Below are 21,168 nucleotides of genomic sequence, written 5' to 3'. Positions count from 1 at the left end.
AGGGCGCGGCCATGACAGTCTTCAGCGAACTCCGCATGCGCCCGGCCACAGCTGACCGCTGGGGCTGGGACGCTTCCACCACCGCACGGCTCGTGATGGCCGGAGTCGTGATCTTCACGCTGCTCGTCGGCGCAAACCTTGCGACGCCGCTGTACCCGCTGCTGCAGGCGAAACTCGGCATCACGGCGCTCGATGTCACGGTGGCGTTCTCGGCCTATGTCCTGGCTCTCGTGGCCACCCTGGTCCTGGCCGGTCACTGGTCCGACCACATCGGACGCCGCGCCGCCCTGGTGCTCGCGGTCCTGGTGGGCCTGGTCGGCGGCTTCGTCTTCGCCACCGCCGGCAGCCTCGCGGCACTCTCCGCCGGGCGCGCGCTGCAGGGCGTGGCCGTGGCGCTGGCCACCGGCGCCAGTTCGGCAGCCTTGCGCGAACTCCTGCCCAGCCGGCCGGAGTGGGCGTCCCGGTTCACGCTCCTGGCCTCGGCCGGGGGCGTCGCCGCCGGCCCTGCGATCGGCGGAATGCTCTCCCTCCTGCCCGGGCCGACCTCGACGCCGTACTTCGTGCACTCCGTCGTCCTCGCCGCCGTGCTGGTTCCTCTCTACCTGCTCAAGGCGCGGCCCGCGATCACCCTGCAGGCCGGCCCCCAGCCGCTGCGCGTTCTGGCGCCCCGGCGGCCCTCGATCTCGTCTGACGCGCGCGGCGCCTTCTGGCTGGCCTCGTCCGTGGGATTCCTGAGCTTCACCGTCTTCGGCTTCTGCCTCTCGCTCGCGCCCGGCTATTTTGCCCAGATTGTGCACGCCGATTCACGGCCGCTGATCGGCCTCCTGGCCGGACTGACGCTGGGATCTTCGGCCCTGAGCCAGCTGTTGGCCATCCGGGGACGGTTCGCAGTGCCGGCCGGCCTGGCGGTCCTGGGCGTCTCCGTCCTGCTGATCGCCGCTGCCGCCGCCTGGAGCAGCCCGTGGCTGCTGATCCTGGCCAGCATCGCTGCCGGCGTCGGCCAGGGCGTGGCCTTCCGGACCGTCTTCAACGAAGTGGCCGGCAAAGTGGAGGCCGCCCGGCACGCCCAGATCATCAGCACCGTCTACGTCATCACGTATCTCGGCAGCGCGTTTCCGGTGATCGGGCTGGGGCTTGCGGCCGGCATGGTGGGGCTGCAGACCGCCGTCGCCGGCTTCGTCACGGTGTGCGCCGCCGCGGCGCTAACCCTGGCGGTCATCACGCTGAGGGCCGCGCTGCGCCCACGCGCCTAGGCCGGCCAAAGCGCCTTGGGCGCCTTCAGTGCCGGCGCGTTCCCGGGAACCGTTAGGGCAGCGGGCCGTGGTTGCCCTGGATGTGGTCGAAGACCAGCGTGGTTTCGGTATGGCCCACCACAGGGTCGGTCGCCAGATTGTCCAGTACCCAGTCGCGGAGGTCCTCGGTGGTTGCCACGGCGATGTGCAGCAGGTAGTCCACCGATCCGGACGTGTGGAAGGTCGAGAGCACGGCCGGCAGTTTCGGGACCCGGGCGGTAAAGCGGTCGATCTGCTCGCGGTCGTGGGCGCGGAGCCGGACGGCGATGAGGGCCTGGACCGAGCGCCCGATCGCGGACAGGCTCAGGTTGGCCTCGAAGCCCTCGATGATGCCGCGCTCCGACAGGGCACGGGTGCGCATCAGCGCCGTGGACGGCGCGATGCCCACGAGCTCCGCCAGCTGCTTGTTCGAGATCCGGGCATCCGCAACGAGGGCAGCGAGCAGGCGCTCGTCGATCGCGTCCAGCGGCTCGCTGGTTCCCGGCCGAACATTCTTCGCACTGCTGCTCACGGATCCTCCTTGTGGTGTTGTGAGTTCATCATAAACGGCAATTTCCGACAGTTCCATTCAGAACCCCTATAAAACCTCGAATTATTGCCAGATACTTGCGGAATTCAAAGGCGAATATTCGTAAGGAGTTAGGGTGCTTTCTCAAGATTCACTGGCGGTACACGCAGGCCGGGACGGGCTAACCGAACTGGGGGTGCACGCGGTGCCCATTGACTTGTCCACGACGGCGCCCCTGCCTTCCGTGCACGACGGCGGCCTGGCCTACGAGCATATGGCCACCGGCGGGTCACATATGGAGGGTCAGAGCACTGTCTACCAGCGGTTGTGGAACCCCACCGTGGCACGCTTCGAGGAGGGTGTCTCCGTCCTGGAAGGTACCCCCGAGGCGGTTGCCTTTGCCACCGGCATGGCGGCGCTGAGCGCGGTGCTCCTCGCGGTGGTGGCGGCGGGCAAGAAGCATGTGGTGGCCGTGCGGCCCCTCTACGGCGGCAGCGATTACCTGCTTGCCTCCGGGGTCCTCGGCAACGAGGTCACCTTCACGACGCCGGAGGGCGTCCGGGGCGCCCTCCGGCCGGACACGGGCCTGGTGATCCTGGAGACGCCGGCCAACCCGACCCTCGAACTCGTTGACATCGCCGGGGTGGCAGCCGCCGCCGACGGCGTGCCGCTTCTGGTCGATAACACGTTTGCCAGCCCGGTGCTCCAGCAGCCCTTCAAGCATGGTGCCGCCATGGTCCTGCACAGCGCCACGAAGTTCCTGGGCGGCCACGGCGACGCCATGGGCGGCGTGGTGGGCGCGGCCCCTGAATGGGCGGTGCGCCTGCGCCAGATCCGCGCCGTAACCGGTGGAATCCTGACCCCGTGGCCGGCGTATCTGCTCCACCGCGGGCTGGCAACTCTCCCCGTCCGGGTGCGTGCCCAGCAGACCAGCGCCGAGAAGGTCGCAGTGGCGTTGTCCGGGCACGGGCTTGTCAAGCGCGTCTACTACCCGGGGCTGGCAGAATGCGACCCGCAGAGCCTCATCGGCACGCAGATGTCCGGCCCGGGATCGCTCATGGCCTTCGAACTCGCCAGCGCCGAGCACGCCGAACGCATCCCGGCCGCCGTCGGCATGATCACGCACGCCGTCTCCCTGGGAGGGATCGACACGCTCATCCAGCACCCGGCCGGGCTTACCCACCGTCCTGTCGAGGCTTCCGCCAAGCCGCATGCGAGCCTGCTGCGGATCTCGGTGGGGTTGGAGGACCCGGCCGATATTGTGGCCGATCTGGTGCAGGCGATCGAGGCCACCCGGTAGCTCGGCGCCTGCCGGGACGCGGTTGCCGGGACGCGGCTGCGTGCCCCGCCGCGCCGGCGCCTACCGGGACGTGCCTGCCGTGGTGCCGGGGGCGGCCCCGGCTGCGGGCGCCGATGCGGGATGCGCGACGGCGGTGATGACCGCCGTCGTGCCGGCCAGAGCAATGACCGTCAGGGCAAGGGCCGTCCAGCCCAGGCCCTGGAAGACCAGGCCGCCGGCCCAGCCAAGGACGCTGGAGCCGAGGTAGTACGCGAGGTTGTACAGCGAGGCGGCCTGCGCCCGGCCCGTCGTGGCGATCAGTCCGGTCCAGCCCGAACCAATGCTGTGCGCCGCGAAAAAGCCGCCGGTGAACAGCAGCAATCCCAGCAGGATCAGAACCAGCAGTTGCGTGAGCGTCATCGCCAGCCCTGTCGCCATCAGCCCGGTCCCGGCCATCAGGACGGTGCGCCGGCCGAAGCGCATGGTCAGTCCCGCCGCCCAGCGCGCCGAAACGGTTCCGGAGAGGTAGGCCAGGAAGATCAGGCTGATCGCCGTCGCCGGCAGGCTGAACGGCTGCCCGGACAGCCGGAACCCGAGGTAGTTGTAGACGGCTACAAAGCCGCCCATGAGCAGGAACGCCTGGACGTAGAGCGCCAGCAGCCGGGGGTTGCGGGCATGGCCGGACAACGTACGCAGGGCACCACGGAAGCCGCCCGCGGCCGCCGCCGTGAACCCCCGCGCCCGCGGCACAAGCAGGAGGAACACGACGGCCGCGGCGGTGGCCAGGACGGAGACGGCCAGGGCCGCGGCCCGCCATCCCCACAATTCGCCGGCCGGTCCGGCGACCAGCCGGCCCGCCAGGCCTCCCAAGGTGGTTCCGGCAACGTAGCTTCCCGCGGCGAGCGCGGCGTGGGCCTTGTTGACCTCTTCGTTGAGATAGGCGATCGCGATGGCCGGGATGCCGCCCAGGGCCATGCCCTCCAGCAAACGCAGACCGAGCAGCACGGGGAAGCTCGGGGCCAGGGGAACCAGCAGGCCCAGGACGGTCGCCGCGGAGATGCCCCACATCATCGCCCGGACACGGCCGATCCTGTCGGCCAGGAAGGACCACGGGAGAACGGTTAGGGCCAAGCCCACGGTCGCCAGGGAGATCGTCAGCGCGGCCTCAGCGGCCGAGACGTGCAGATCCGCCGCCAGAATGGGAAGCACCGCCTGCGTCGAGTAGAGCTGAGCGAAGGTCGCAACGCCGGCAAAGGCGAGCCCGGCGAGAATACGCCGGTATGCCTCGGAACCCTTCGGGTGGCCGGCCCACACGTCCGGCGTGGCCCCCGGACCAGCCCCTAAACCGGGGCCGGGATCAGTCCCAAAACCGGGGCCGGGGGCGGGGGAGATGGATAGGCGCGGCATGCCTTCAGCGTAGAACCTGCCCGAGGGATGCTTCCAATGCATGATTTCCATAGGATAAATAGCAAATATGGAACAGTGGGAGATTCGGGCCTATGGACGTCGAACACAAACAGCTGGTGCAGTTGCTGCCCCTCCTGCCGCTCTTGGCAGAACTCGGACGGACTGAGCACATTACCGAGACGGCCGAGCTCCTGGGCCTGCCGCAGTCGACCGTGAGCAGGGCGGTCGCGCGTGCCAGCGCCATCGTCGGGACTGAGCTGTTGATCCGCGACGGCCGCGGCGTGCGGCTGACTCCTGCGGCGAAGACGCTCCTGCCTCACGTGGAAGCCGCCCTGGCCGAATTCCAGCGGGGTCTGGATGGTGTCAGGCACGAATCGGAAGTGGTCCGCGGCCGGATCGCCGTGTCGTTCCAGCACACCTTCGGCGAGGCGATGCTGCCGCTGCTCATCAGCGCGTTCCGTAGCCGGCATCCGCAGACGGCCTTCGACCTCAGCCAGGGGGCCCGGGACGGCTGTCTCGCCGAACTCGCCGCCGGCTCCGCGGACCTGGCACTAACGGCACCTGTCGCCACCCCCGGGAGGACCATCGCTTCGGCCGCGCTGTACCGGGAACCGCTCCGCCTGGTGGTGCATCACCGGCATCCTCTCGCCGGCCGTCCCCGGGCCCGGGTTGCCGATATCCGGCATGAGCCGTTCGTCGCGATGGGGCCCGGCTACGGCATGCGCTCGCTGACCGATGCGCTGTTCCGGGAGGCCGGTTTCCGCCCGCGCATTGCCTTCGAGAGCCAGGACTCGCATACCGTCCGCGGGCTCGTCTCGGCCGGCCTGGGTGTCAGCATCCTGCCGCCCGGCGGTTCCGCACCCGGCAGAGCCGCACCAGACAGCAACCGCCCGTCCCCGGGCGCCGGAGCCGACGGCGGCGGTCCGGGGTGGGTGGAGATTCCCCTGGATTCGGCCTTGGCGTACCGCGAGATCGGCCTCGCATGGCGGGAGCGCCGCGGCGGGGCCGACGCCGAGCCCGACCCCGTCCGGCTGTTCCGTGAACTGGTGCTGCGCGACGGGCCGGATCTCCTGGCAGGATTCGTGCGCGAACGCTCGGGAGGCTGAGCGGAAGAGCCGGGCCGGGCCGGGCCGTTAGAGCGGTGAGCGGTGAGCGGTGAGCGGTGCGCGGTGCGCGGTGCGCCGAAGTCGCCGGAAGCCTGCGGGGTCGCTGTGCTCTTACGGCGGTTTCGCGCGTGTCCGGCGACTTCGGGGGCTGTGAGGGTCTGCGGGTCTGTGGGGCTGCGCGGATCGCCGTTTCTCAGTGGCCCGCGAGCAACCCGGCCAGGATGCCTGCCACGGGCCCGGCCTGGGCCTGCTGCCACCCGGTGCCGGCCCACAGGTTGAGGCGCTCTGCGTCGCCGGCTGCGGCAGCCGCGGCCCGGAGCGGAGCCGTGAGATGGTGGACCGCCGGATAGGCAGCAGGTGCCTCGGGGTGGTCGCGGACGAACTCGTTCTCCAGGGCCCGGGCCAACCGACCGGTGAAGGCGCGCGTCAGCCGGGTCCGCGTGAAGTGCGGATCCGCCAGGGCGTCCTTGTGCAGCTGCCGGGCGCCGCTTTCGTCCGAGCGCAGAAAGGCGGTTCCCAGCTGTGCTGCGGCCGCTCCGGCGCGCAGCACGGCGTCCAGCCCTGCCGCGTCCATGACGCCGCCGGCGCCCACCAGCGGGAGTCCGACGGCGGACCGCACCTCCGTGAGCAGCTCCGCCGTAGTGCCGCCTGGCTGTGAACCGAAGGGCTGTGATCCCGCGGCCCGTGATCCGCCCGGCTGGGATCCGCCCGGCTGTGAACCGCCATGCTGGGATCCCGCGGGCGGTGAACCGGATGGCAGGGATGCTGGCGCCGGCGCGGGCAGGAACGCCGAGCTGTGTCCGCCGGCGCTGGCGTGCTGCACCACCAGGGCGTCCACGCCCTGGTCCGCCGCCTGCCGTGCCTCTGCCGCGGTGGTGACCGTTGCCAGCACCGCAGACCCCGCCCGCTGCAGAGCCCGGACGACGTCCTGGCCGGGGAGTCCGAACGCGAAACTGACCAGTTCCACGGGATCAGCCAGCAGGACATCGATCTTGGCCCGCCACTCGTCGTCGTCATCGAGCCGCAGCTGCGGGAGCTCCACGCCGTAACGCAGGGCATCGGGGCGCAAGCGCAGCCTGTATTCCTCCAGTTCCGCCAGCAGGGCCGCGGACGGCGCCAGCTGGGCCGGATCCGGAACGAAGACATTCATGCCGAACCGCGCACCGGACTCCCGGACGGTGCGGATATCCGCCTGCATGGCCGCAACGCTCTTGTAGCCGGCGGCCAGGAAGCCAAGTCCGCCGGCGCGGTGGACGGCCGCGACAAAGCCCGGGGTCGAGGTGCCCCCGGCCATGGGCGCCGCGATGACGGGTGTGCCGAAAAGACCGTGGGACATTGCGGGCTCCTTGCAGCTATTCAGTAACCTGTTCCAGTGACTAACACTGATTTCCCGCCGGCGGCGGACTCCGTTCCATCTTCCACCACGCCATCCGCCCCGGCGACGACGGGCGCCGTGATCGGCCTGGACATCGGCGGATCCAAAACCAGGGGAGTCCGGTTCGAGGACGGCATGCCCGTGGCCGACGAATCGGTGGGCAGCTCCAATGTCCAGAACGTCAGCCCCGCGGAAGCCGCGCGGCACCTCGCCGAACTCTTCGGCAGGATCGGCGGGGGCGAGGTCGCCCAGGTCTACGCCGGGGCCGGCGGCATCGACACCGACGACGACGCCGCGGCGCTCGCGGCACTCATTGCCCCCCATGTTCCCGGCGCACGGATCACCGTGGTCCATGACTCCCGGTTGCTGCTCGCCGCCGGCGGCGCCAGCACCGGCGTCGCCGTGATCGCCGGCACCGGCTCGGCCGCCTGGGGCCGGAACAGCCGCGGCGAGGAAGCCCGGGCCGGTGGCTGGGGCTACCTCCTCGGCGACGAGGGCAGCGGCTACTGGCTGGGCCGGGAAGCCGTCCGCCACAGCCTGCGGCGAATGAACCAGGGTCTGGACCCGGACGGGCTCACCAAAGTCTTGTTGGCCTCCTGCGGGGTGGACCACCCGAACAAGCTCATTGCGTTGTTCCATTCACCGGAGACCGGGCGCCGGTTTTGGGCCCAGCAGGCCCGGCTCGTCGTGGAGGCCGCGGCCGCCGGCCATGCGCCGAGCCAGACGCTCATGAACCAGGCCGGGAGCGACCTCGCCGACCTTGCCGCGCAGACCGTCCGGCAGCTTGGCATCGAGGGTCCTGTCATCCTGGGCGGCGGACTCGGCATGAACGTGCCGCCCCTGCAGGAGGCCTTCCGCGCGGCCCTTGCCGCCTTGGGGATCACCGACGTCCGGGTCCTGGAGCAGGAGCCCGTTTTCGGCGTACTGCAGCTGGTGGCGGAACAGGAGTAACCCGGGGCAAAACAGGCGGCTACTACGCTGGGGGAATGAGCATGCAATTCGACACCAGGCCCGCAGCCTACGCCGTGATCATCCGCGACGCCGAGATCCTCCTGGCCTACTGGAAACAGGACGGGCGCGAGGGCTGGACGCTTCCCGGCGGCGGCCTGGATCTGGCCGAACACCCGGTGGACGGGTGCCGCCGCGAGATCGCGGAGGAAACCGGCTACGACGCCGAGATCGGCGTCATGCTGGGGATCGACGTCGGGCACTGGCCTTCAGAGGTCCGGCTCGACGGCGGGGAACGGGACTTCCAGTCCCTCCGCCTGGTCTATGAGGCAACGGTCACGGGCGGGGAACTGCGGCACGAGGTGAACGGCACCACCACCCACGCGGCCTGGATTCCGCTGGACGCCGTGGCGGAGCTAAACAGGGTTTCGCTGGTTGATGCCGGGCTGCGCCTGTACCGCGAGCGGCCGCTGAACGGAAAGCTTTCCGGCTGAGTCCCCAGCCACGCACGCACCCGGCCCGCGCGCCACCCATCCGGAATCGTTGTGCTTCCGAAGCCTTACCGGAGCCGCGGCGCTGCTGACAGCATTTCCATGACATTGTCATGAGTGCTGGTTAGTCTAAGTGCTAACTGCTTTATGGCCAGCACACTGAGGATCAGTTGGCTGGCCGGTTCGATGTTACCGCCAACAGTTAGGTATGCCCGGAAATGGCCGAAGCCATGATCGAGTTCCAGAACGTCACAAAGCAGTACCAGGGCGGCCAGGCCGCCGTTGACGGGCTGACCATGTCCATCGACAAGGGCGCCATCACGGTTTTCGTCGGGCCCTCCGGCTGCGGAAAGACCACCTCGCTGCGGATGATCAACCGCATGGTGGAGCCCACCTCCGGAGTCATCACCGTGGGCGGGGCTGACATAACCTCGGTGCCGGCGCCCCAGTTGCGGCGTTCCATGGGCTACGTCATGCAATCTTCCGGCCTCATGCCGCACCGCTCCGTGCTGGATAACATCGCCACCGTTCCCCGGCTCAACGGCGTGTCCAAAGCCGATGCGCGCAAGCGTGCGCAGGAGCTGCTCGACGTCGTCGGGCTGGCCTCCTCGCTGGGCAAGAGGTACCCGTCCCAGCTTTCCGGCGGCCAGCAGCAGCGCGTCGGCGTGGCGCGGGCCCTGGCGGCCGATCCTCCCGTGCTGCTCATGGATGAGCCCTTCAGCGCCGTGGACCCTGTGGTCCGCGACGAGCTGCAGCAGGAACTCCTCCGGCTCCAGCGCGACCTCGCCAAGACCATCGTCTTTGTCACCCACGACATTGACGAGGCCACTGTCCTGGGGGACAAGGTGGCCGTTTTCGGCCTCGGCGGCAAACTGGCGCAGTACGCCGCCCCGGAAGAGATTCTGCGCGCGCCGGCCAACGACTTTGTGGCCTCCTTCGTGGGCCGGGACCGCGGTTTCCGGCACCTGGGGTTCAGCCCGTCCGACGGCGTCACCATCCATCCCGTCCGCCCGGTCACGCCCGAGCAGCTCCGGCAGGAGGGCAGCTCCGGGGACTGGCGGCTGGTGGTCGACGACGCTCTGCGCCCCCTGGGCTGGGCCGGGCCCGGCCCAGCAGGGGCCGAACCGGTCATGGTCGCCGGCGGCTCCCTCTTCCGCAAGGGGGACACGCTCCGCCGCGCCCTGGACGCGGCACTGTCCTCCCCGTCGGGCTTCGGCGTCGCAGTGGACGACGACGGCCGGGCGGCCGGCCTCATCGCCGCCGCCGAGGTCCTTGCCGTGATCGAGTCGGACCGCAATATCCGGCATGGAGGGCTCTGATGGAGTGGTTCCTGGCCAACAGCGCGGAGGTCTTCTCGCTCGCCGGCCAGCACCTCGTCCTAGCTATCTTGCCGATGATATTCGGGGTGATCATTGCCGTTCCGCTGGCCCAGCTGGGCCGGCAGAACCGGGGACTGCGGTCCGTGGTCCTCACCGGTTCCTCGCTCCTGTACACGATCCCGTCCCTTGCCCTCTTCATCATCCTGCCGACCATCCTCGGAACCCGGATCCTGGATCCCGTCAACGTCGTCGTGGCCCTGACCATCTACGCCGTCGCCCTGCTGGTGCGCGCCGCGCTGGACGCTTTTGACTCGGTGGACGAGGACCTCCGGCAGTCCGCCGTCGCCATGGGCTTCAAACCTTTCGCCCGCTTCATGCAAATCGACCTGCCGCTGTCCCTGCCGGTGCTTTTCGCCGGGCTGCGGGTGGTCTCCGTCAGCAACATCTCGCTGGTCAGCGTCGCGGCTCTGCTCGGCATCGGCAATCTGGGCATGCTCTTCACCTCGGGTCTGCAACGCGATTTCGTCACCGAAGTGGTGGTGGGCATCATCGCCATCCTGATCCTGGCGCTCCTGATGGACTCCATCCTGGTCCTGCTTGAACGGCTGCTGACCCCCTGGACCCGCGCCGCCGCGGCCTCCGGTGCGGGCACCGACGCGGGCACCGGCCAGGCGAAGCCGGGCACCGCTGCCGCGGCATTGCGGCTGTCGCGTCCCGAGGCCGGAGGGGGAACCGCATGAGCAACGTCGTCACGGACACTATCGCCTGGCTCACCGATCCTGCGAACTGGTCCGGCAGCGCCGGGATTCCCGTCCGGCTGGCAGAACACCTGCTCTACACGGGTCTGGTGATGGTCATCGCGATGGCGATCGCCATTCCCATAGGGCTGTTTGTCGGCCACACCGGCCGGGGGAGGGTGGCCATCGTGGCACTTGCCGGCGCCCTGCGCGCCCTGCCCACCCTGGGCCTGCTGACCCTGTTCGTCCTCCTCGCCGGCATCGGACTGATGCCGCCGATCTGGGCCCTCGTCATTTTGACGGTCCCGCCCCTGCTGGCCGGCACCTACGCCGGGATCTCCAGCGTCGACCGGAACGTGGTGGACGCTGCCCGCGCCATGGGCATGACGGAGATGCAGGTGCTCTTCCGCGCGGAATTCCCCAACGCGCTGCCCGTCATGTACGGCGGGTTCCGGACCGGGGTGCTGCAGGTGATCGCTACCGTCTCGGTGGTGGCCTACATCAATCTGGGCGGCCTGGGCCGCTACCTGTTCGACGGGCTGGTGCTGTCTGACTTCCCACAAATGCTGGGCGGTTCCCTGCTGATCGCGGGCCTGGCTATTACCGTCGACCTCGTCCTCGCCCTTATTCAGAGGCTGTTCCTGTCACGGGGCGCCTCGTCACAGCCAAACCGCAGCCAGCAGGCTGCGGTTGATCTCACAGACCCCGCATTGGCGGAGACTGTTGTTCAAGGAGGTACGTCATGAAGGAATCCAGCCAACGAGCCCTCGGCAGGCGCGCATTCGGCGGTCTGGCCGCCGGCGTCGGCATTGCCCTGGCCCTGTCCGCCTGCGGAGGCTCATCCAACCCGCTGAGCTCGGCCCCGGCCAGCGGCGGTGCTTCCGGTTCCGGCGGCGCCCTGGTGATCGGCTCCGCTGACTTCCCCGAAAGCCAGATCATGGCCGAGGTCTACGCCGGCGCCCTGAACGCCGCCGGTGTCACGGCCAGCACCAAGCCGAACATCGGCTCCCGCGAGGTCTACTTCAAGGCCGTCCAGGACGGCTCGGTGGACGTCGTTCCCGACTACAGCGGCAACCTGCTGCTGCACGTGAACAAGAACGCCACCGAGGTCTCCGCCGAGGACATCGCGAAGGCGCTCCCGACCAAGCTGCCGCAAGGCCTGGCTGTGCTCGATGCCTCCAAGGCCGAGGACAAGGACGCCATGGTGGTCACCAAGGCCACGGCCGAAAAGTACCAGCTCAAGTCCATCGAAGACATGGCGAAGGTCTGCGGCAACCTCGTCATCGGCGCGCCGGCAACCTTCGCCGAACGCGCATACGGTCTCCCCGGCCTGGCGAAGAACTACAACTGCGTGCCCAAGAAGCTGGAGCCGTTCAGCGACGGCGGCGGCGCCGTCACGCTCAAGGCGCTGCTCTCGGACCAGGTCCAGGTCGCGGACATCTACACCACCACCCCGTCCATCCCGGACAACGACCTCGTGGTGCTGGAGGATCCGAAGAACAACTTCATCGCCCAGCAGGTCCTGCCGCTGTACAACACGGCGAAAATGACGGACAAGGCCAAGGAAGCACTGAACGCCGTATCCAAGGTCCTCACCACGGAAGACCTCATCAACCTCAACCGTGCCGTTAGCGGCAGCCAGAAGCAGAACCCGAAGGACGCCGCGGACGCGTGGCTGAAGGAGAAGGGGATCGTCAAGCAGTAGCTTGACGGGTAACCGACTATTCGCTGACAGGTAACCAGCACCTCACCTGCACGCCGTCGATCCGTCGATGACACGTTAGGTGCGCCGGCGGCGGGGCCCACAGCCCCGCCGCCGGCGTCGTTGTTACTGCCGGGTCGGCGTGTGAGTCATGTCTCAGCGGAAGTACATCCTCCATATGGCATATTTGATGAATGGCAGAATTCAAGCAGTCCACCAAGCTTCATAATGTCCTTTACGACATCCGTGGACCGATTCTTCAGGCCGCCCAGCAGATGGAGGCGGAGGGTCACCGGATCCTCAAACTGAACATCGGAAATCCGGCCCCGTTCGGGTTTGAAGCGCCGGACGCGATCCTGGTGGACATGATCCGCCACCTGCCGCACGCCCAGGGCTACAGCGACTCCCGCGGCATTTTCTCCGCCCGCACCGCCGTCTCGCAGTACTACCAGACCCGCGGGATCCAGAACATCCACGTGGATGACATCTACCTGGGCAACGGTGTCAGCGAACTTATCACCATGTCACTCATGGCATTGCTCGACGACGGCGACGAGGTCCTGATCCCCACCCCGGACTACCCGCTGTGGACGGCCTCGGTTGCCTTGGCCGGTGGCAAGCCCGTGCACTACCTCTGCGACGAGGAGTCCGGCTGGCAGCCCGACCTCGAGGACCTGGAAGCGAAAATCACGCCGCGCACCAAGGGCATTGTGGTCATCAACCCGAACAACCCCACGGGCGCGGTGTATCCCGAAGCAACTCTGAAGAAAATCGTCGCCCTCGCCGAGAAGCACGGGCTGGTGCTCTTCGCCGACGAAATCTACGAAAAGATCCTCTACGAGGACGCCGTGCACGTGAACCTCGCCTCGCTCACGGGCGACGACGTCCTCTGCCTGACCTTCAGCGGGCTCTCCAAGGCCTACCGGGTCTGCGGATTCCGGGCCGGCTGGATGGCCATCTCCGGGCCGAAAAAGGACGCCGCGGACTACCTTGAGGGCATCAACCTGCTCGCCAACATGCGCCTCTGCGCCAACGTGCCGGCCCAGCACGCAATCCAGACCGCCCTCGGCGGCTACCAGAGCATCAATGACCTCATCCTGCCCGGCGGCCGGCTCCTGGAGCAGCGGAACAAGGCCTACGACATGCTCAACGCCATCCCGGGCGTCAGCACGCAGCAGGCGCGCGGCGCCATGTACCTCTTCCCGAAGCTTGACCCCGAGGTTTATCACATCCGCGACGACGAGAAGTTCGTCCTGGACCTGCTCCGCGAACAGAAGATCCTCCTCTCCCACGGCCGGGCGTTCAACTGGGTCCGTCCGGACCACTTCCGGATGGTGACGCTGCCCAACGTCAAGGACTTGGAGGAAGCGATCAACCGGATGGCGGACTTCCTCAGCCGGTACAAGGGGAACTAGGCTTCGGTCAGCAGCGCAACGGGGCCCTCGCCCCGCGGTCCAGGGCTGCGCCAACCGGAAAGAGGCATTGATGGCAGGCTCCGCGACATTCGATGACCAACCCTCGAAACTCCTGAAGGTCGGGAAGGGCTTCAGCCTGAAGGCGCTGGACCCCGACTCGACCCCCGGATACGACGGCGACAAGCCCGACGGTGAGCAGCTCCTGGACGACCTGGACGACAAACTTGCCCGGCTCCAGGAACAGCTCTTCGCGGAGTCCCGGTTTGGCGGGACCAAGCGGATCCTGCTGATCCTGCAGGCCATGGACACGGCCGGCAAGGGCGGCATCGTCACCCACGTTATGGGCGCCATGAATCCGCACGGCGTCCAGCTGAAGTCCTTCAAGGCGCCCACTCCGGAGGAAAAGTCGTACGACTTCCTGTGGCGGATCGAGAAGGAAGTGCCGGCCGCCGGGATGGTGGGAGTCTTTGACCGGTCCCACTACGAGGACGTCCTGATCCACCGGGTGCACCGCTGGGCCAGCCCCGAGGAACTGGAGCGCCGGTACCGGGCCATCAACGAATTTGAGACCCGGCAGGCGGGAGCCGGGACCAAGATCGTCAAGGTGATGTTGCACATCAGCCGCGACGAGCAGAAGGCCCGGCTGCTGGCCCGGCTGGACGACCCCGCCAAACTGTGGAAGTACAGCGGCACGGACCTGAAGGAACGGGCCTTCTGGGCAGACTATATGGATGCCTACCAAAAGGCCTTCGACAAGACCAGCACCGAACTGGCGCCGTGGCACGTGGTGCCGGCCAACAAGAAATGGTACGCCCGCATCGCCGTGCAACAGCTCCTCCTGGAAGCACTGGAGAGCCTGAAGCTTAAGTGGCCGGTTCCCGAATTCGACGTCGACATGGAACGGGAACTGGTGCAGCGGTCCTGATCTGCGGTCCTAAACGCGGTCCCGATCTGCGGTCTTGTGGAGCGCAGTCCCGTTAGTTTTCCGTGGCCTGGTCCCGGGCGGCGGCGAGGCGCTTGCGGGCGCCTTCCAGCCACTGCTCGCAGCGCTTGGCCAGAGCCTCGCCGCGTTCCCACAGCGCGAGCGATTCCTCGAGGCTGGCGCCGCCGGCCTCGAGCTTGCCCACCACGCCTAGCAGCTGCTCGCGGGCGTCCTCGTAGCTGAGGGCGTCGATGTCGGCGTTCGGGGACGTTTCTGCTGCCATGTGGGTGCTCCTAGTTTGTCTGGTGGCTGGTTCGAGAAATCTGTGTCGAGGAATCTGTTTCGCTGCGCCGGGTCCGGTGGTTGGCGGCCCGGGGAGAGGCCGGCGGATCAGGCATTTTGGCTCCCGTCAGGTCCCGAGGCTCATTCCACGGCGGGGTCCTCGCCGCCGGTGGACTGTGCGCTGAATCGGCCGCCGGCCACCCGTACCGTGAGGTCCGTGCCGGCAGGCGCCTGCGACGGGTGCCGCACCACGTCCCGGCGCGTCCCCGGGGCGTCCCCGGGGGCGGCGAGCTGGACCACTGCGTAACCGCGGTCCAGCGTCTTCTGCGGCGAAAGCGCGCGCACCTGCGCTTTGAGGTGGACCAGCTGATCGGCGGCCCGCACCACCGCGGAGCTGATGGCCGAGTGCGAGCGGACCTTGAGCCGTTCGACGTCGTCGTGGCGGTGGGTGATCATGACCTCGGGGGACAGCAGCACGGGCCGGGAGCGTAGGGACGCCAGACGGTCGACTTCGCGTTCCACGAGCCGGGTGACGCCGCGCCGTAGCTGATCCCGTGCCTGCCGGACCCGGGCGAGCTCTTCGGCGACGTCCGGAACAATCCTCTTCGCGGCGTCGGTCGGGGTGGACGCCCGGAGGTCCGCGACGTCGTCCAGGATCGGGCGGTCCGCCTCGTGCCCGATCGCGCTGACCACGGGGGTGGAGGCCGCCGCGACAGCCCGGATGAGTTCCTCGCTGCTGAAGGGCAGCAGGTCTTCGAGGGCGCCTCCGCCGCGGGCAATGACAATGACGTCGACCTCGGGGTGGCTGTCCAGCTCCCGCAGCGCGGCGATCATCTGGGTCACGGCGGTGTTGCCCTGGACTGCGACTTCGCGGATCTCGAATTCGACGGCCGGCCAGCGCAGGGCAGCGTTGCGCAGCACATCCTTCTTGGCGTCCGAGTCGCGTCCGGTGATCAGTCCGATCCGGTGCGGGAGCAGGGGGAGCCTTTTCTTGCGGGAGTCTGCGAAGAGCCCTTCCGCGGCGAGGGCATGGCGGAGCCGCTCGATCCTCGCGAGGAGGTCGCCGAGCCCGACGGGCCGGATGTCCTTCACGGACATACTCAGCCGGCCGGTCTTGAGCCAGAATTCGGCCTTGAGAAGTGCCACCACCCGGGAACCGCGTTCCAGCGGAATGTCTTGCCGGTCCAGCACAGTGGTCCAGACCGACGCCGGCAACGAGATCTCGGCGTCGATGTCCCGCAGTGTCAGGTAGGCGTTGCTGCCGCGCCGGTTCAGTTCGATCACCTGACCCTCGACCCACGCGGAGGGTGCGCGATCGATGTGCATCTTGAGCTTCTGGGACAGCAGCTGCAACGGCCAGGGGTTGTCCGGGCTGGTTTGGGCCGCGGTGGCCGGCAGTGTGGTGGCCGCCGCTTCCTCAGGCATGCGTGGGCCCCTGGGCGGAGAATGCCTGGTGGAGTGCCATGTGCATATGCGTGCGTGTCCTTTGCTGCGTGCCCTCACTGGGGGCTTTACTCGGGTTCTACCGGGGTTTTACCGGGCCATTTATTGGGGCGTCTACTGGGTGTTCATTTTGGCGTTGCCGTTACCGGGGCTGCCGGCTGCCCCTTCCCGGGCAGGGATGGCCGGCCGGCAGCCGGAAGTTGTCTCGTTCAACTCTATCCATAGCTCTATCACCGGGGGCTGACTTTATGACCACGACCGGACCCGCCATAGGATGGTGGCATCCCAACGAGCTCCTAGGAATCCCTTGCGCACTTTTGTCTCCGCCGCCGCCGTACTTGTCGGGCTCTTGATGGCCGCCGTCGCCGTTCCTGCCATGTGGGTGGACCGGAACATCGTCCAGGAGGACGGCTTCGTGGCCCTGACCGCCCCGCTGGGCAAGGACCCGGCATTTCAGCAACGGCTGGCCACGGCCGCCGTCGGTACCCTTGCCTCCGGCGCCAACATCCCCGATGTCGTCAAGGAACTTGCCCGGCCGATCCTGGACAACGCGGCCCAGTCGCTCACCGGTCTGCCCGGCTACCCGGATGCCTGGGCCGAAACCTTGCGCAAGAGCCACAGGCTCACGTTCGCCGACCCCAACACGCTTCCGCCAGCCTCCGGCGCCAGCTCATCGCTCACGCTGGATGTCGCACCCCTTGCGGGGCTTGTGGCGAAGCAGGTTTCGGACACGACGAGCATTCCGTTGAAGGCCCCCGGCCAGGTGCTCATTAATATTGGTCACTCCGACCAGCGCCAACTGATCGAACGGGTCACCGTCTACGCCCCGATGGGCTATGCCGTCGCGGTCGGCGCGGGCATCGCCTTCGTCCTGGCGTTCGTTGCCGCCCGGCGGCGGTGGACCGTGCTGGCCGGCATGGGCGTCGGGGCGCTGCTGCTCGCCGGGGTCTGGAAACTGGCCAGCGACGCCGCGGGCACCGCCGTCGCCTCGACTTCGAGCGGAAACGATGTGGCCGAGCTCTTCAAGAGCGAATTTGTCGCGGCGTGCTCAGCCAGCTTCGGCCAGTGGATCGTCGCTGCCGTCGTTGCAGGAGCCGCCCTGCTGGCCGCGGGCATCGCGGTCCGCGTTGCCGGCGGCCGCAAGCGTGGCAACATCGAACACCGGTAGCATGGGGGCATGACCACCACCGCTGTTTCCGTTCCGATGCCATCCGTTCCGCGCCGGCGGCGCTCACCGGAAGACGTCCTGGCGGCGGCCCCCGTCGCCGGTCCCAAGAAGGTCCTGCTCGCAGCCCCGCGCGGCTACTGCGCCGGCGTCGACCGTGCGGTCATCGCGGTGGAAAAGGCCTTGGAGCACTACGGCCCGCCTGTCTACGTCCGCAAGCAGATCGTGCACAACGTCCACGTGGTCAGCTCCCTCGAGGAGAAAGGCGCCATCTTCGTCGACGAGACCGACGAGGTCCCGGAAGGTGCCCTCGTGATCTTTTCCGCGCACGGCGTCTCTCCCGCCGTCGTCCAGTCCGCCGAGGACCGCGGCCTGCGCACCATCGACGCGACCTGCCCGCTGGTGACCAAAGTGCACCGCGAAGCCGTCCGGTTCGCCAAAGATGACTTCGACATCCTGCTGATCGGCCACGACGGCCATGAGGAAGTGGAAGGCACGGCCGGCGAGGCCCCCGAGCACATCCAGATCATCAACGGCCCGCACGAGGTCGACAAGGTCACCGTCCGCGATCCCGAAAAAGTCATCTGGCTTTCGCAGACCACCCTCAGCGTGGACGAGACCATGGAGACGGTCCGCCTCCTCAAGGAGCGTTTCCCCACCCTGCAGGATCCGCCCAGCGACGACATTTGCTACGCCACCACCAACCGCCAAGTGGCCATCAAGAAAATCTCACCCCAGGCGGAGCTGGTGATCGTGGTGGGTTCGGCCAACTCATCGAACTCCGTCCGCCTCGTGGAGGTGGCGCTGGAATACGGTGCCAAGGCCTCCTACCGCGTCGACTTCGCCAACGAGGTCGACGAAACCTGGTTCGAAGGCGTCGCCACCGTCGGCGTGACCTCGGGGGCGTCAGTCCCGGAAGTGCTCGTCAAGGACGTCCTGCGGCTCCTGGCCGACTACGGCTACGGATCGGTCGAGGAGGTCGTCACTGCGGAGGAAGACTTGCTCTTCTCCCTGCCGAAGGAGCTCCGGGCCACCCTCAAGCAGGCCGGTGACGTCTCGCGCGCCCTCGGCGGCCGCGGCACCCGGCCCGAACAGTCCTAGCGGTCCTACGCCGCTGACTCTTCCGACTCCTCGCGGGACTGCAGCTCCGGCGCCGCGACCGCCCGCGGCGTGACCTCGACGGCCGGGGGAGTGACCAGGCCGGCGGACTCCAGGGCGTTCAGCTTCCTGGCCGTGGGCAGGACCCGGGCCTCAAGGGTCCCGACCATGGAGTTATACCGCTCCACCGAGGTCTTCAGCGAGGACCCCAGCTTGGTGACGTTCTCCCCGAGCGTCCCCATCCGGTCGTAGAGCTGCCGCGCGAGTTCGAAGAGTTCCCGGGCGCTGTCCGTCAACACGTCCTGCCGCCACGTGAACGCCACGGACTTCAGCACGGCCAGCAAGGTCCCGGGCGAGGCGAGGACCACGTTCTTGGACAGCGCATAGTCCAGCAGCGCCGGGTCCGCAGTGAGGGCGGCGGCCAGGATGGACTCCGCCGGAAGGAAACAGACCACCAGCTCCGGGGAGTTGCCGGAGATGTCCCAATACTTCTTGCTGCCCAAAGCGTCCACGTGGGCCTTGAGGGCCTTGGCATGGGCGGCGAGGTGCGCCTGCTGGCTGCCGGGGTGCTGCGAGGACTGCTGGCCGGCCTGCGCCGCGCCGAGGTCCTGGGCGGCGAGGTAGGAGGCCAGGGGCACCTTGGCGTCCACCACCAGCTGCTTGTCACCGGGCAACTGCACCACGAGGTCGGGCCGGAGGCTGGTGTCGGGGCCGGAACTGTGGGACTGGCCGCTGTGGACCTGTTCGTAGAAATCCACGTGCCGCAGCATGCCGGCGGCCTCCACCACGCGGCGCAGCTGGACCTCGCCCCACTGGCCGCGGGCGCTGTTGGAGCGCAGGGCAGACTCCAGCGCATGCGTGGACCGCAACAGCTGCTCGTCCGACAGGCGGGCCTCCTGCAACTGCTGGGCCAGCTGGCCGTATTGCTCCAGCCGGTCCCGTTCCAGCAGCGAGACCTGCTGCTGTACCGCCGTGAGTTTTTCCGCGACCGGCGCCAGGGCACGGAGCACACTGCCGTCCTGGTTCCGGGACTCGCCCAGTTCCCTGTTCTGGGCGGCGAGAAGGCGCCTCTCGGCGTCGGCGGCGGCGAACTGCGAGCTGACCTCGGACAGGCGCGCCGAAACGCCGTCGAAGTCCTGTTCCACGGCGAGGTTGCGCCGGCGGAGCGGGACGTAGACGGCTGCGGCGCCCGCAACGGCGCCCAACAGCAGCATGAACAGGGCAAGAATCAGTGCAAATGCATCCATGACTTCACTGTGGCATGCCCCTGTGACAGTTTTAGCCACGACGCCCGGACAGCCCCGGAAAGCCCGGAATCGTTTCCGTTACATGGCCGCTAAGTGGCCGGAATTGCCGTCAGCACGACGCTCCGGCCCGCGCCGGGACCTGCGACGGCGCTTGGTGATCGCTGCGTGCCACCCCCGGGCCGGGGCCCGGGACGGCCGCCGCAGCGATCACCAGCCGGGGCGGGTAGAATATATACTCGTGGCACTTACTATTGGCATCGTCGGACTGCCCAACGTCGGCAAATCAACCCTCTTCAACGCACTGACCCGCAACCAGGTCCTCGCGGCGAACTACCCGTTCGCCACGATCGAACCCAACGTCGGCGTCGTGAGCCTGCCGGATGCCCGGCTCGAAAAGCTGGCCGGCATCTTCGGCTCCCAGCGCCTGCTGCCCGCCGCGGTGTCCTTCGTGGACATCGCCGGCATCGTCAAGGGCGCATCCGTTGGCGAAGGGCTGGGTAACAAGTTCCTCGCCAACATCCGCGAGGCCGAGGCCATCGCCCAGGTCGTGCGCGTGTTCGATGACCCCGACGTCATCCACGTCGACGGCAAGGTCGATCCGCGCTCGGACATGGAGACCATCAACACCGAGCTGATCCTGGCCGACCTCCAGACCATCGAAAATGCCATCCCCCGGATCGAAAAAGAAGTCAAGATCAAGAAGCGGGAAGCCGCCGAGCTGGCCGCCATCAAGGCCGCCCAGGCCGTGCTGGAACGTGGCGACACCATCTTTGCCTCGGTCAAGAGCGACAAGCTGGAGATGGCACACCTCAAGGAGCTCGGCCTGCTGACTGCCAAGCCCTTCATCTACGTCTTCAATGCCGACGAGGGGATCCTGGGCAGCCCGGAGAAGCAGGCGGAACTGCGTGCCCTCGTCGCCCCGGCAGACTCCATTTTCCTGGACGCCAAGCTGGAGTCCGATCTGGTGGAACTCGATGAGGCGGAAGCCCGCGAGATGCTCGAGATGAACGGCCAGGATGAATCCGGGCTGGACCAGCTGGCGCGCGTCGGCTTCCACACCCTCGGACTGCAGACCTACCTCACGGCCGGCCCCAAGGAAACGCGTGCGTGGACCATCCGGCGCGGCGACACCGCCCCGCAGGCGGCCGGCGTGATCCACTCCGATTTCCAGCGGGGCTTCATCAAGGCCGAGGTTGTCTCCTTCGACGACCTCGTCGAGGCCGGCTCCATGGCCGAGGCGAAGGCCCGCGGCAAGGTCCGGATCGAAGGCAAGGAATACATCATGGCCGACGGCGACGTCGTGGAATTCCGCTTCAACGTCTGATGTCCGCCGCCCGGCAGCGCGGTAATTCTGCCAAGTAATAACGGATTAACTGAAGGGCCCCGATTTTCGAATCGGGGCCCTTTCTGTCGTCGGCGGTTTTATCCTTTT

At 68.0% G+C, this 21,168-nt stretch carries 20 protein-coding genes; 14 read left to right on the top strand and 6 right to left on the bottom strand.

The window, feature by feature from the left end; all coding sequences use genetic code 11:
* Positions 1-11: 11 nt before the first annotated feature.
* Positions 12-1,253 carry an MFS transporter gene (locus C8D78_RS05535; RefSeq protein ID WP_120950990.1) on the top strand — a complete coding sequence of 414 codons (1,242 nt, stop codon included), beginning with the start codon at positions 12-14 and terminating at the stop codon, positions 1,251-1,253.
* A 52-nt stretch (positions 1,254-1,305) separates the two neighbouring features.
* On the opposite strand, the gene C8D78_RS05530 is transcribed toward C8D78_RS05535, so the two are convergent.
* Positions 1,306-1,803 carry an Lrp/AsnC family transcriptional regulator gene (locus tag C8D78_RS05530; protein ID WP_120950988.1) on the bottom strand — a complete coding sequence of 166 codons (498 nt, stop codon included), beginning with the start codon at positions 1,801-1,803 and terminating at the stop codon, positions 1,306-1,308.
* A gap of 133 nt (positions 1,804-1,936) precedes the next feature.
* Between C8D78_RS05530 and C8D78_RS05525 the strand changes: the two genes are divergently transcribed.
* Entirely contained in the window at positions 1,937-3,100 is a 1,164-nt protein-coding gene (locus C8D78_RS05525) for a trans-sulfuration enzyme family protein (protein ID WP_120950986.1), read from the top strand.
* 60 nt (positions 3,101-3,160) lie between these two features.
* Here the strand turns inward: C8D78_RS05525 and C8D78_RS05520 are convergent, their stop codons facing one another.
* Positions 3,161-4,486, bottom strand: a complete 1,326-nt coding sequence (locus C8D78_RS05520) for an MFS transporter (RefSeq protein WP_244208268.1) — start codon at positions 4,484-4,486, stop codon at positions 3,161-3,163.
* 92 nt (positions 4,487-4,578) lie between these two features.
* On the opposite strand from C8D78_RS05520, the gene C8D78_RS05515 reads away from it, so the two are divergent.
* Positions 4,579-5,592 (top strand): LysR family transcriptional regulator, encoded by a 1,014-nt coding sequence (locus tag C8D78_RS05515; protein ID WP_120950982.1) that lies wholly within the window; start codon positions 4,579-4,581, stop codon positions 5,590-5,592.
* 193 nt (positions 5,593-5,785) lie between these two features.
* Here C8D78_RS05515 and C8D78_RS05510 read toward each other — a convergent pair whose 3' ends face one another.
* Positions 5,786-6,928 carry a nitronate monooxygenase gene (locus C8D78_RS05510; protein WP_120950980.1) on the bottom strand — a complete coding sequence of 381 codons (1,143 nt, stop codon included), beginning with the start codon at positions 6,926-6,928 and terminating at the stop codon, positions 5,786-5,788.
* Between the two features lie 36 nt (positions 6,929-6,964).
* On the opposite strand from C8D78_RS05510, the gene C8D78_RS05505 reads away from it, so the two are divergent.
* The 8 genes from C8D78_RS05505 (at position 6,965) to C8D78_RS05470 (ending at position 14,504) form a co-directional block, all read left to right on the top strand.
* Positions 6,965-7,918: an N-acetylglucosamine kinase gene (locus tag C8D78_RS05505; protein WP_120950978.1), complete on the top strand. Its 954-nt coding sequence runs from the start codon at positions 6,965-6,967 to the stop codon at positions 7,916-7,918.
* A 35-nt stretch (positions 7,919-7,953) separates the two neighbouring features.
* Positions 7,954-8,409: an NUDIX hydrolase gene (locus tag C8D78_RS05500; protein ID WP_120950976.1), complete on the top strand. Its 456-nt coding sequence runs from the start codon at positions 7,954-7,956 to the stop codon at positions 8,407-8,409.
* A gap of 215 nt (positions 8,410-8,624) precedes the next feature.
* Complete coding sequence (locus C8D78_RS05495; protein ID WP_120950974.1) at positions 8,625-9,725, top strand: ABC transporter ATP-binding protein; 1,101 nt, start codon at positions 8,625-8,627, stop codon at positions 9,723-9,725.
* Positions 9,725-10,465 carry an ABC transporter permease gene (locus tag C8D78_RS05490; RefSeq protein ID WP_120950972.1) on the top strand — a complete coding sequence of 247 codons (741 nt, stop codon included), beginning with the start codon at positions 9,725-9,727 and terminating at the stop codon, positions 10,463-10,465. The genes C8D78_RS05495 and C8D78_RS05490 overlap by 1 nt, the downstream gene beginning before the upstream one ends.
* Positions 10,462-11,208: an ABC transporter permease gene (locus C8D78_RS05485; RefSeq protein WP_120950971.1), complete on the top strand. Its 747-nt coding sequence runs from the start codon at positions 10,462-10,464 to the stop codon at positions 11,206-11,208. The genes C8D78_RS05490 and C8D78_RS05485 overlap by 4 nt, the downstream gene beginning before the upstream one ends.
* Positions 11,205-12,167, top strand: a complete 963-nt coding sequence (locus C8D78_RS05480) for an ABC transporter substrate-binding protein (RefSeq protein WP_120950969.1) — start codon at positions 11,205-11,207, stop codon at positions 12,165-12,167. Before C8D78_RS05485 ends, C8D78_RS05480 begins: the two co-directional genes overlap by 4 nt.
* 191 nt (positions 12,168-12,358) lie before the next feature.
* Positions 12,359-13,579 carry a pyridoxal phosphate-dependent aminotransferase gene (locus C8D78_RS05475; RefSeq protein WP_120950967.1) on the top strand — a complete coding sequence of 407 codons (1,221 nt, stop codon included), beginning with the start codon at positions 12,359-12,361 and terminating at the stop codon, positions 13,577-13,579.
* A gap of 70 nt (positions 13,580-13,649) precedes the next feature.
* Complete coding sequence (locus tag C8D78_RS05470; RefSeq protein WP_120950965.1) at positions 13,650-14,504, top strand: PPK2 family polyphosphate kinase; 855 nt, start codon at positions 13,650-13,652, stop codon at positions 14,502-14,504.
* A 52-nt stretch (positions 14,505-14,556) separates the two neighbouring features.
* Here C8D78_RS05470 and C8D78_RS05465 read toward each other — a convergent pair whose 3' ends face one another.
* Together C8D78_RS05465 and xseA are read right to left on the bottom strand one after the other, a co-directional pair.
* Positions 14,557-14,784, bottom strand: coding sequence for an exodeoxyribonuclease VII small subunit (locus C8D78_RS05465; RefSeq protein ID WP_120950963.1), 228 nt, complete (start codon positions 14,782-14,784; stop codon positions 14,557-14,559).
* Between the two features lie 140 nt (positions 14,785-14,924).
* Positions 14,925-16,208 (bottom strand): exodeoxyribonuclease VII large subunit, encoded by a 1,284-nt coding sequence (xseA, locus tag C8D78_RS05460; RefSeq protein WP_120950961.1) that lies wholly within the window; start codon positions 16,206-16,208, stop codon positions 14,925-14,927.
* A 325-nt stretch (positions 16,209-16,533) separates the two neighbouring features.
* Here xseA and C8D78_RS05455 point away from each other — a divergent pair, with 325 nt between their 5' ends.
* Together C8D78_RS05455 and C8D78_RS05450 are read left to right on the top strand one after the other, a co-directional pair.
* A complete protein-coding gene (locus tag C8D78_RS05455) occupies positions 16,534-17,394 on the top strand; it encodes a hypothetical protein (protein WP_120950959.1) in 861 nt (286 codons plus the stop codon).
* Between the two features lie 9 nt (positions 17,395-17,403).
* Entirely contained in the window at positions 17,404-18,492 is a 1,089-nt protein-coding gene (locus tag C8D78_RS05450; protein WP_120950957.1) for a 4-hydroxy-3-methylbut-2-enyl diphosphate reductase, read from the top strand.
* A 5-nt stretch (positions 18,493-18,497) separates the two neighbouring features.
* Here C8D78_RS05450 and C8D78_RS05445 read toward each other — a convergent pair whose 3' ends face one another.
* A complete protein-coding gene (locus C8D78_RS05445) occupies positions 18,498-19,736 on the bottom strand; it encodes a DNA recombination protein RmuC (protein ID WP_120950955.1) in 1,239 nt (412 codons plus the stop codon).
* Positions 19,737-19,974: 238 nt separating this feature from the next.
* Here C8D78_RS05445 and ychF point away from each other — a divergent pair, with 238 nt between their 5' ends.
* Positions 19,975-21,060, top strand: coding sequence for a redox-regulated ATPase YchF (ychF, locus tag C8D78_RS05440; RefSeq protein ID WP_120950953.1), 1,086 nt, complete (start codon positions 19,975-19,977; stop codon positions 21,058-21,060).
* Positions 21,061-21,168 lie beyond the last annotated feature (108 nt).

The organism is Arthrobacter oryzae, assembly GCF_003634095.1.
Classification (GTDB): domain Bacteria; phylum Actinomycetota; class Actinomycetes; order Actinomycetales; family Micrococcaceae; genus Arthrobacter; species Arthrobacter oryzae.
This window is presented reverse-complemented; position numbering and strand designations above follow the sequence as displayed.